Source organism: Limnohabitans sp. (assembly GCF_040401495.1).
Lineage (GTDB): Bacteria > Pseudomonadota > Gammaproteobacteria > Burkholderiales > Burkholderiaceae_C > Limnohabitans.
Map to the genome: position 1 here is coordinate 1 of NZ_JBBAOI010000026.1, position 9,333 is coordinate 9,333.

The following is a 9,333-nucleotide window of genomic DNA, read 5'->3' on the forward strand; positions in this document are numbered from 1 at the left end:
AGCTCGCGGACTCACAATCGATATTGATCGGCCCATGATTATGGCCGTTATTAATGCAACGCCGGATTCGTTTTCTGATGCCGGGAAGTATGCAACCGTTGAAGCGCGTATGGAACGTACGCGTGAAGTGTCGGCTCAGGGTGCAGACATATTGGATATTGGTGGGCAGTCGGCCATTACGGGTGTGCCAGAGATTTCCGAAGACGAAGAGATTGAACGCATTACGCCAGTAATCGAATGGGTGGCTACTAATACAGACGCCATTATGAGCATCGATACATATAGGCCAGCGGTTGCTGCTGCTGCATTAGATGCAGGTGCACACATCATCAACGACATCAGTGGGTTGCTGTACCCGGAACTGGCGGATGTTGTGGCATCACGAGGCGCTGGCTACATACTGATGCACAACCGTGGCAGGCCAAAGGTACGCCTGACTGATGCGAACTTGTATGAAGACGTAGTGGCTGATGTGTTGTCATTCATGGATGACAAGTTGGCTGTGTTGGCAGCTGCTGGTGTGTCACGCCAACAAGTGATTGTTGATCCGGGCCCAGACTTTGCAAAGACACCAGCGCAAACTGTTGATGTGTTGCGTCATGTGTCGAAGTTGTTGGAATACAGACGGCCTGTGTTGTTTCCGGTGTCTCGTAAAGACTTCATTGGGGCTATTACAGGTAGACCACCACGCGAACGCTTAAGCGGCACGTTGGCAGCTATTGCCCACACGTTGACATTGACTCGTGCTGGTATCTACCGCGTGCACGACATTGAAGAAGTGCGCAACTTTCTTGATGTGTGGGATGTGTTGCAAGGCCATGCGGAACTGGGCAGCGATGTATTGCTCGACCGTTCCCTGTGGCGCGCCCCCACCACCTGAGGCTTAGTCGCGGTTAGGTATAACTAACGCGCGAACATGTGTCACGCAGACTTTAGGTAAACAGGGTCGTGTGTTTACCTTGATGTAGCGCGATGGAAATCTGCTTAGGGCAAGGTATGGCTCATGCGTAACTCACGACTAAACACAAAATCCATATCGAAGGTTGGTGCATTTGCGCTTGCTTCGCTTCTCATGCTCGGTGCATGCGGTGGCGATTCAAGTTCCGATGAAGCAGCCACAACTACTCCGGCAGCAACTTCAGATTGTCCATCAGCTGACATCAAGACTGCAGCCGACACAGAGGCTCAAGTAAACCTCATCGCTTTGCCAGACAACTGGGCGAACTACAAGGGAATCCTCGAAGCATTCCGCGTGAAGTACCCAATGGTGAAGAACCCTGTTGCTAACCCAGACGGTTCAAGCGCTGACGAACTCACTGCAGTAGAGACATTGAAGGGTCAGCCAGACATGCCAGACGCACTTGACGTGAGTCCTGCAATTGCGCAAGAAGTTGACACCAAGGGCCTGTGGGAGCCATACAAGCCATGTGGCTTTGATGAAATTCCTGCAGACATGAAAGATGCTGACGGCAAGTGGGTTGCTGCGTACTACGGCGTAATGGCCATTGGCTCAAACGACACCATCGTGAAGACAGCTCCAACATCATTTGCTGAACTTCTTGACCCGATGTACAAGGGCCAAGTTGCTTTGAACGGTGACCCTCGCGAAGCTGGTGCAGCATTTGCATCAGTGATGGCAGCATCAATCGCTAACGGCGGTTCGTTCGACGACATCCTTCCTGGTATCGAGTACTTCGCAAAGTTGAAAGCAGCTGGAAACATGGCAGGCACCGACGTGACTGAAGCATCAGTTCTTTCTGGTGACACTCCAATCTGGATCGACTGGACATACAACTATCCAGGCCTCACACCAAAGTTGACCGAGAATGGCATCACCGTGTCAATCAAGGTTCCATCTGATGGCGTCTACGGCGGATACTACGCACAAGGCGTTGTTGCCGGTAGCCCACACCCGAACGCAGCGAAGTTGTGGATTGACCACATCATTTCTGACGAAGGTGCACTTGGTTACCTCGAAGGTGGAGCAATCCCCGCTCGATTCGCAACTCTTGAAGCAGCAGGCAAAATCACTGAAGACATGAAGAAGAACTTGCCAGCAGCATCGTTGCTTGAAGGCTTGAAGTTCCCTTCACAGGAGCAAATCGCAGCAGCTAAAGAAGTTTTGGCTAAGCAGTGGGGCCCACTCGTCGCAGACAAAAAATAGTGTCAGAGCTCGATTTTCTCTTTAAGTTCTCCCCTGTTCAAGAGAAAAACGTAACTGGAGGCCCGGCGGGTAGCCGGGCCTCCGCCACGTCTGGGCGCTGGTCGCCATCGTTGGTATTACCAATACTTCCCTACTTCACTTTTGTTGGGCTGTTTCTTCTCGTTCCAACAGTGGTGTTGTTTACCAAAGCTTTTCGCCCTGTGACAGGGTCCACCACATCAGCAATGGTGGAAGCAATGAGCGCATCGAATCGTTCATCATTTATGTTTTCGCTGAAGCTGTCGCTGTATTCAGCAATACTCGGAGCAATCATTGGATTTCTCTTTGCGCTGGCAGCGTCGCGCATTGAACGGCCCCGCCGCTTGCGCAACTTAGTGACTGGGTTTTCCGGAGTTGCTGCAAACCTGGGTGGTATCCCCTTGGCCTTTGCGTTTATTGCATCGCTCGGTGCACAAGGGCTCTTTACTCGCATCTTGTACCACAACGGTATTGACCTCTACGGAGCCGGCTTCAAGATCTACGACTTCTGGGGAATTGTCGTTGTCTATTTGTATTTTCAGATTCCCTTGATGCTGCTGGTGATGTTGCCAGCCATCGACGGGCTGCGCCCCACGTGGCGCGAGGCTGCCATCAATATTGGTGCATCACCATTTCAGTATTGGCGCCGTGTTGGCTTGCCCATTCTCACTCCGTCGCTGTTGGGCGGCACATTGTTGTTGTTTGCTAATGCCTTTAGTGCCTATGCAACGGCCTATGCCTTGTCAAGTGGTGGGTCACGGTTGGTGCCGGTACAGATTCGTTTCTATCTGCAGGGAAACACGATTACGGGTAAGGGCAACCTTGGGTATGCGCTTGCTGCATGGATGGTATTGATCTTGTTGTTCGTTATGACCGGCTACTTGCTTCTTCGGCGACGTGCAGAACGGTGGAGAACAGCATGAACAAGCGCCGCACAACGTGGGAATGGCCTGTCATCATTGTGGTGGGCGCATTCTTTATAGTGCCAATGTTGGCAATGACTCGCTTTGCGATGCAACGAGTACCAATGTCGCTGTTAGGTCGCGATACCTTGTTTTCCCGGTGGACTATTCGTGGGCTGATGAACACCATCAGCGATGACCAGTTTCAACCAGCATTCCTATTGAGCGTGCGATTAGGCATTGTCACTGTTTTGGTGGTTCTGGCTTTGTTGCTTCCCACTGTCTTGTGGCTTCACTTGCGTGCGGTGCAGTGGAAGATGGCTGCAGAAATAGTGTCGCTATTGGCATATGTGGTTCCGCCAATCGCGCTGGTTGTCGGAGTGTCTGGCGCCTACCGCGACACAGTGCCCTGGATAGTGTCGACCAACTACGGGCTTGTGCCGTTGTATGCAATTTTGTGTTTGCCGTTTGCATACCGCACTCTTGATGCGGGATTTGCAGCACTTGACTTGCATACCTTGGTGAACGCGTCACGGTCACTTGGTGCCTCGTGGCAACAGACCTTTCGCAAAGTATTGATTCCGAATCTTTGGACTGCAATCTTGACAACGTCGTTTCTGGCATTTGCTGTGGTGATGGGTGAATTCGCCATATCTTCACTGCTGCTGAAGCGCACTCTGCCGACATACATGGTGGAAGCCCAGGGTCGCGAACCCCAGGGTGCCATGGGAGTTGCCTTGTTGCTGCTCGTTCTGACCACTGTTCTGTTTATGGTTCTTGGCCGAATTCAGAAAAAGTCTCCGACATCATCTTCACAAGAAATCAGAATCACACCATGAGCCAACTTGAATTTGCCCACGTTACGAAAAAGTACGGTGACTTAGAGGCGTTGTCAGCTTTCACTTTGTCTGTCGAAAAGGGCGAATTGATTTCCATTCTCGGCCCTAGTGGGTGTGGCAAGACAACTGCATTACGCGTTGCTGCGGGATTTGAGAAATTTGATGCTGGCCGATTGATTATGAATGGCCACAATATTGAGCCTGTGCCACCACAGAAGCGCAATATGGGAATGGTATTTCAGAGCTACAGCTTGTTTCCTCACCTCACAGTTGCAGAGAACATTGGGTTTGGTCTTTCTATTCGCAAGATGGACAAGAAGAAGCGTGCTTCAGTGGTATCTGACATGCTCGACCTTGTTCGGCTTGTTGATGTTGGTCATCGGTATCCGCACCAATTGTCTGGTGGGCAGCAGCAACGTGTGGCATTGGCTCGAGCGTTGGCCATTGAGCCAACCGTATTGTTGCTCGACGAACCGCTGAGTGCGTTAGATGCAAAGGTCCGCGTTGAAGTGCGCGAAGAGATTCGCTCGTTACAGAAGCGCACTGGCACAACCACATTGTTTGTTACACACGACCAAGACGAGGCCCTGACTATCTCAGATCGCGTGTGTGTAATGAGTAACGGCGTGATTCAACAACTAGGTACTCCGCAAGAGGTGTACGACAACCCCAGCACAGACTTCGTTGCAACATTTATCGGTGAGACAAATTCCGTGACGATAGGTGGCCATGCGGTTCTGGTGCGACCAGAACACACACGGGTTGTGAGCGATGCTGAACCAGATTCATATCGTGGAATTGTTCAGAGTTTTTCGTTTGCTGGCCCACTTAAGACTGTGGTGGTGCGTATGTCTGTTGATGAAAGCCTTGTTCGCGCGACCATGACCAACACGGTTGGCACCGAGTGGACCATGGGGCAAGAAGTAGGAATCGTTTTCGACCACATCTTGCGCCCCACCACCTAGTCGCGGTTGGTGTCTACAAAATGTAGACTTCTGGCATGGCCAAGAAAACTGTTCCAGAAACTCCAAAAACAACGACCATTCGTGTCGACGCCGGCACACATAAACGGATGGTGAAGCTTTCAGAAACAACAGGTCGGTCCATAGTGGACCTCGCTCAAGATGCAGTCGTCATGTACGAGCGTCAATTAGGACGCGAAAGAGCAGCACAGCAGCTCATCGAAATGAAGAAGGACCCTGTCGCTTGGCAGGAGTTTATTGACGAAATAGACGCGGTGACTGGTGGACCAATCGATGACTAAAGAGTTACCTCACGTCGGCGAAATTTGGATGACACAGTTTGATCTCCCTTTTCCACACGAGCCTGCTGCACTTCGTCCCGCACTAATCATCGCCCCTTCAACTGATATCGACCACATCCATATCAGTTCAATAGTTATTCCATTTACATCAAAGATAAGAAAGTACGAATACTGGCATCCGATAAATCCATCCATCGAAAATGGGCTACTCACGATGAGTCACGCGCAGTGCGATCAGTTACGTTCAATCAATAAGACTCGAATGAGAAAAAAGCTTGGCATTATCGAAATCGACGATTGGCAAACTATTCGCGAACTAGTGCGCCAGTTCCTCAGCCTTTAGTCGCGGTTGGTGACTTGGCCGTGCATCCTCACCACACCGATGTAGTTAACTGCAGGTATGCAAGAAGCACCTGGCCAATTCCGAGAACTGACACTGCAGCCCTTGCACAAACTCAGTAGAGAACAATTCATGAATGACCTCGGTCGTTATTACGCAGAATTGCGAAAAGACCCTGAACGCTTAGAGCGCGAAACCCGCGAAGACATGGAATGGCAATTGGGCGTCGCCTCATTTCTTGAGGACGACGACTGGTCTAACTAGTCGCGGTTGGTGACTTGGCCGTGCATGACTAGGCCGTAGTCGGGCATGGTGATGATTCGAATTGCAGCGCCGGCGAGAACTTGGTCGCGGACATCTTCGAGAGCGTCGTCTGGTTTGTAGCGGTTATTGACGGTGCCCATGTCGGCTTCGACGATGCCGTCTGCGCCGACTTGGCGAAAGACATCAATAAGCATTGCTATTTCAATGCCGTAGCCGGTGACGAAACTAAGGGAACGTGCAAGGTTTCCTTCAATGGCTACTTGGCCGCTGAGAGGCTGTGAGAGATACGTCAGTTGTGGTGCTGCGCGGCGAAGAAGTGGCCGGCCGACAAGTTCGGTTACGCGGCCGGCGGGAATGTCACGTGGTTCGCCGTGTTCATCAACACGAACAAAGCCGCCTTTGATGAACGAGACATTGGGCTCGCCGATGTGTTGCGTGAGTGCGGTGATGTGATCAATACAGATGTTGCCAAGGTCAGCATCAAGAAACACATACCAATCAGCAGGGACGGCATGGACGCCGCGATAGAGCGAATCACCTTTACCTAATACGGGGCCAAGTTCTGATTGCAGGCTGGGAATGTGAAGAGAACGAATGCCGTATTGCAATGCTTCTTCTGCAGTGCCGTCGGTAGAGCCGCCGTCGAGAACAGTGGCAGATGTGACAACGCCGGCGTCGAGGGCTTCACGCATAACAAGGGCGGTGCGCGCCATGGCCTGTGCCTCATTAAAGGCAGGCACGAGAAGTGCAATAGATGTCACGAAGTGGTGACGTGTGCGACAAGTGAGTCGATAGGGCCGCGTGGGTAGACGCCGTATTGCGGTAAACGATCACGCCAGTGTGACGGGCAATGTTCGCTTGCAACTTCTGCAAGTGGTTCAAGAACAAAGCGACGCTCTGCAAAACGAGGGTGAGGAACTGTTAGTTCTTCGCTGGTGAGTGTGTAGTCGTCGTAGAACAAGATGTCGAGGTCAAGGGTGCGAGGGCCCCAACGTTCAACACGAACACGATGAGCATCGGCTTCGATTTGTAGCAAGCGACGCAGTAATGCGAATGGGTCAAGGTCTGTATCGACAATGGCAACCATGTTGAGGTATGCGCCTTGGTTGTCAGGGCCACCTACCGGGTCTGTTTCGAATACTTGAGACTGTGCAATGACGTTTGGAAGACTCTCGAGACCGAAACGCAGGTAGGCAACGCGGTCGCCAAGGTTCGAACCAAGCGCGATGATGGCGCGGTGGCGAGCAGGGACGCGCATGTCGACACGGCTACGCACAATGCGCACAGCAGATGACACGAGGTCTTCTGGAATTGGTGGGCGTAGTTTGGTGAGGGTGACGTTGGCGACTTCCACGTGATCAAAATGCAAGACGCGGTCTGCGATGCGAGCAGCAAGACGCTCGAGCAATGTGTCTGTTGAATCGCGAACTACTTCAGCGATCGCCTGAGAGATAGCGCCGTAGTTGGCAGTGTCATCAAGATTGTCGGTGATGCCAGCTTCTGACAGATCAACTTCAAGATCGACATCGACTTGGAGAGGCTGCAGACCTTCACGCTCGTGCGGCAACACACCAACAAGAGCCATGAGCCGGAGCCCATTGATATAGATATGGTCACGAGCCATGACTCTCTGTCTATCTGCAAGGCCCCCCTATTCACTACGCTCGTTTCATGGTTGAAAAGGTCTCATACGACGAGTTCTCGATGTTTCATGAAAATGCATCGGAATATGGCATTGCTTATGCAGGCCCCCCAGTAGTTTCCCGAGAATTCATATCGGTTGATGGCACTCGAAAGCTGTCGGCATTGAAGTGGGGCGCGGGTTCACCACGCCTTGTGTTCTTGCATGGTGGCGCACAGAATGCCCATACATGGGACACCGTGGCTTTGGCACTTGACGTGCCGTTGTTGTGCATTGACTTGCCAGGCCATGGCCATTCAGATTCTGCTGCTGCGTTCAGTGCGGATGCATTGCCGATGCAGCAGAATGCTGCAGACATTGCCACTGTGATTCGTGCGTTGGCGCCTGATGCCTTGGCTGTGATTGGAATGTCATTGGGTGGCTTGACCACGTTGGCGTTAACACGTGACCATGCTGACTTGGTGCGCAAGATGGTGTTGGTAGATATCACGCCTGGTGTGAACCAAGAAAAGACAAAGCAGATCACTGACTTTGTAAATGGTCCTGCCACGTTTCCTTCGTTTGAAGAATTGTTGAAGCGCACGATTGAGTTCAACCCGACTCGCACCGTGGAAAGTTTGCGTCGTGGCATTTTGCATAACGCATTGCAAGAAGACGATGGTTCGTGGGTGTGGCGTTACCGCCGTGCTGATGCACCACCACTGCCAGAGATGAAAGCAGCTGTAGAAGATGGCGACAAGCGCCCGTCTACTGCTCCGTTGTGGGATGTGGTGTCTGGTTATGGAAAGCCGATCATGTTTGTACGTGGAATGCGCAAACAGTCAGTAGTGACTGACGAAGACGAATCAGAACTGGTGAAGCGTGCGCCACATGCGCGGGTTGAACATGTTTTAGAAGCCGGTCACAGCATTCAGGGCGATACACCATTGGAATTAGCTGCGCTGATTCGGGACTTCGCCGGCCTGTAGGGCTTTACTTGTTCGTTGCCTACTTGGCGGCGAGGAACTTCATAGCTGCAACTGTGGTTGCATTGTCATAGCCCACTACTAAGTGACGGTTTGCGTAGACGGGGGCGTAGGTCCACTTCATTTTCTTTGCCATTGCGCGAACGACAGATGGTGCGGTTACCTGGTCGCCGCGAGCAATGTTGACTAGCACTCGTGCACCAGTGGCTAGTACTGCTGGTTTGATTGAGCCGAGTGGGCGTGCAGATTCGATTATCTCTGCACAGAATGCATAGAGAGCAGCCTCTGAACCGATGGTGAACTTGTAGGGCTTTACTGCTGCATGGGCCAGTGCGATTTTCTTGGCGTCTGCGCGTGATACATCGGCACAACGACCATATGCCTGGGCGGCTGTTGGTGCAGTGCCGATGAGGGCCATTAGTGGCTTTGAGTCTTTGTTGTTAGCAGCAGTAATTGCAGCGAATAGTTCTTGGGTGTGGCCTTCAACAATGGTGCGAATGGCAGCACGAGCAACTGCAACGTATGTAATGGCAGGGTCAATGCGCGCGAGCCGAATTCTTGTTTTCAACAAGTCGAGCCCTTTGGCAACATTGGCGTTCATGGGGCAAGACAGGTGTGATGCGCACCACCGCATTGCGGTTTCAACACCAAGTTTTGTTGCAGCAATGTGCTGAGGGGCCTGTTTGACCAACGAAGTTGACGGATCAATTGGAGTATCAAGAACAGCTGCTTGCACTCGTGTTGGGTTCTGCATGATTAGGGCAGCTGCAGTGGTGGCGCCGCTACCCCACCCGATGATGGAGACTTTCTTTACATGTAACGCTTCACGTACAGCGTCGACATCGTCGGCCATATCGAGCGTGCCGATGTTGGTTTCATCACCAACGGGCATGACGGCGTCTACTGCACCACGTGGTGCAATAGAGATGACATTG

At 52.0% G+C, this 9,333-nt stretch carries 12 protein-coding genes; 9 read left to right on the plus strand and 3 right to left on the minus strand.

What is annotated here, in order from left to right; genetic code table 11:
- Nucleotides 1–40: 40 nt before the first annotated feature.
- From folP to AC9UEO_RS12030, 8 genes are all read left to right on the plus strand, one after another.
- Nucleotides 41–880, plus strand: a complete 840-nt coding sequence (gene folP / locus AC9UEO_RS11995; protein ID WP_509533826.1) for a dihydropteroate synthase — start codon at nucleotides 41–43, stop codon at nucleotides 878–880.
- A 123-nt stretch (nucleotides 881–1,003) separates the two neighbouring features.
- Entirely contained in the window at nucleotides 1,004–2,164 is a 1,161-nt protein-coding gene (locus AC9UEO_RS12000) for an extracellular solute-binding protein (RefSeq protein WP_509533753.1), read from the plus strand.
- Nucleotides 2,164–3,105 (plus strand): ABC transporter permease, encoded by a 942-nt coding sequence (locus AC9UEO_RS12005; protein ID WP_509533756.1) that lies wholly within the window; start codon nucleotides 2,164–2,166, stop codon nucleotides 3,103–3,105. The genes AC9UEO_RS12000 and AC9UEO_RS12005 overlap by 1 nt, the downstream gene beginning before the upstream one ends.
- Nucleotides 3,102–3,923, plus strand: coding sequence for an ABC transporter permease (locus AC9UEO_RS12010; RefSeq protein WP_509533758.1), 822 nt, complete (start codon nucleotides 3,102–3,104; stop codon nucleotides 3,921–3,923). Before AC9UEO_RS12005 ends, AC9UEO_RS12010 begins: the two co-directional genes overlap by 4 nt.
- Nucleotides 3,920–4,888 carry an ABC transporter ATP-binding protein gene (locus AC9UEO_RS12015; protein ID WP_509533761.1) on the plus strand — a complete coding sequence of 323 codons (969 nt, stop codon included), beginning with the start codon at nucleotides 3,920–3,922 and terminating at the stop codon, nucleotides 4,886–4,888. The genes AC9UEO_RS12010 and AC9UEO_RS12015 overlap by 4 nt, the downstream gene beginning before the upstream one ends.
- Nucleotides 4,889–4,923: 35 nt before the next feature.
- The gene (locus tag AC9UEO_RS12020) at nucleotides 4,924–5,187 is read left to right on the plus strand and encodes a hypothetical protein (RefSeq protein ID WP_509533764.1); all 264 of its coding nucleotides are present in this window, start codon (nucleotides 4,924–4,926) and stop codon (nucleotides 5,185–5,187) included.
- The gene (locus AC9UEO_RS12025; RefSeq protein WP_509533767.1) at nucleotides 5,180–5,530 is read left to right on the plus strand and encodes a type II toxin-antitoxin system PemK/MazF family toxin; all 351 of its coding nucleotides are present in this window, start codon (nucleotides 5,180–5,182) and stop codon (nucleotides 5,528–5,530) included. The genes AC9UEO_RS12020 and AC9UEO_RS12025 overlap by 8 nt, the downstream gene beginning before the upstream one ends.
- A 129-nt stretch (nucleotides 5,531–5,659) precedes the next feature.
- The gene (locus tag AC9UEO_RS12030) at nucleotides 5,660–5,791 is read left to right on the plus strand and encodes a hypothetical protein (RefSeq protein ID WP_509533769.1); all 132 of its coding nucleotides are present in this window, start codon (nucleotides 5,660–5,662) and stop codon (nucleotides 5,789–5,791) included.
- Here the strand turns inward: AC9UEO_RS12030 and AC9UEO_RS12035 are convergent.
- Both AC9UEO_RS12035 and folK read right to left on the minus strand, forming a co-directional pair.
- Nucleotides 5,788–6,552: a glycosyltransferase gene (locus AC9UEO_RS12035; protein ID WP_509533771.1), complete on the minus strand. Its 765-nt coding sequence runs from the start codon at nucleotides 6,550–6,552 to the stop codon at nucleotides 5,788–5,790. The two genes, AC9UEO_RS12030 and AC9UEO_RS12035, sit on opposite strands and share 4 nt — an antisense overlap.
- On the minus strand, nucleotides 6,549–7,415 hold the full coding sequence (gene folK, locus AC9UEO_RS12040; RefSeq protein ID WP_509533774.1) for a 2-amino-4-hydroxy-6-hydroxymethyldihydropteridine diphosphokinase: 867 nt from the start codon (nucleotides 7,413–7,415) through the stop codon (nucleotides 6,549–6,551). The genes AC9UEO_RS12035 and folK overlap by 4 nt, the downstream gene beginning before the upstream one ends.
- Before the next feature lie 47 nt (nucleotides 7,416–7,462).
- Between folK and AC9UEO_RS12045 the strand changes: the two genes are divergently transcribed.
- A complete protein-coding gene (locus AC9UEO_RS12045; protein WP_509533777.1) occupies nucleotides 7,463–8,401 on the plus strand; it encodes an alpha/beta fold hydrolase in 939 nt (312 codons plus the stop codon).
- A gap of 19 nt (nucleotides 8,402–8,420) precedes the next feature.
- On the opposite strand, the gene AC9UEO_RS12050 is transcribed toward AC9UEO_RS12045, so the two are convergent.
- Nucleotides 8,421–9,333, minus strand: a 913-nt coding sequence (locus AC9UEO_RS12050; protein WP_509533780.1) for an alpha/beta fold hydrolase, incomplete at its 5' end; no start/stop codon positions are given.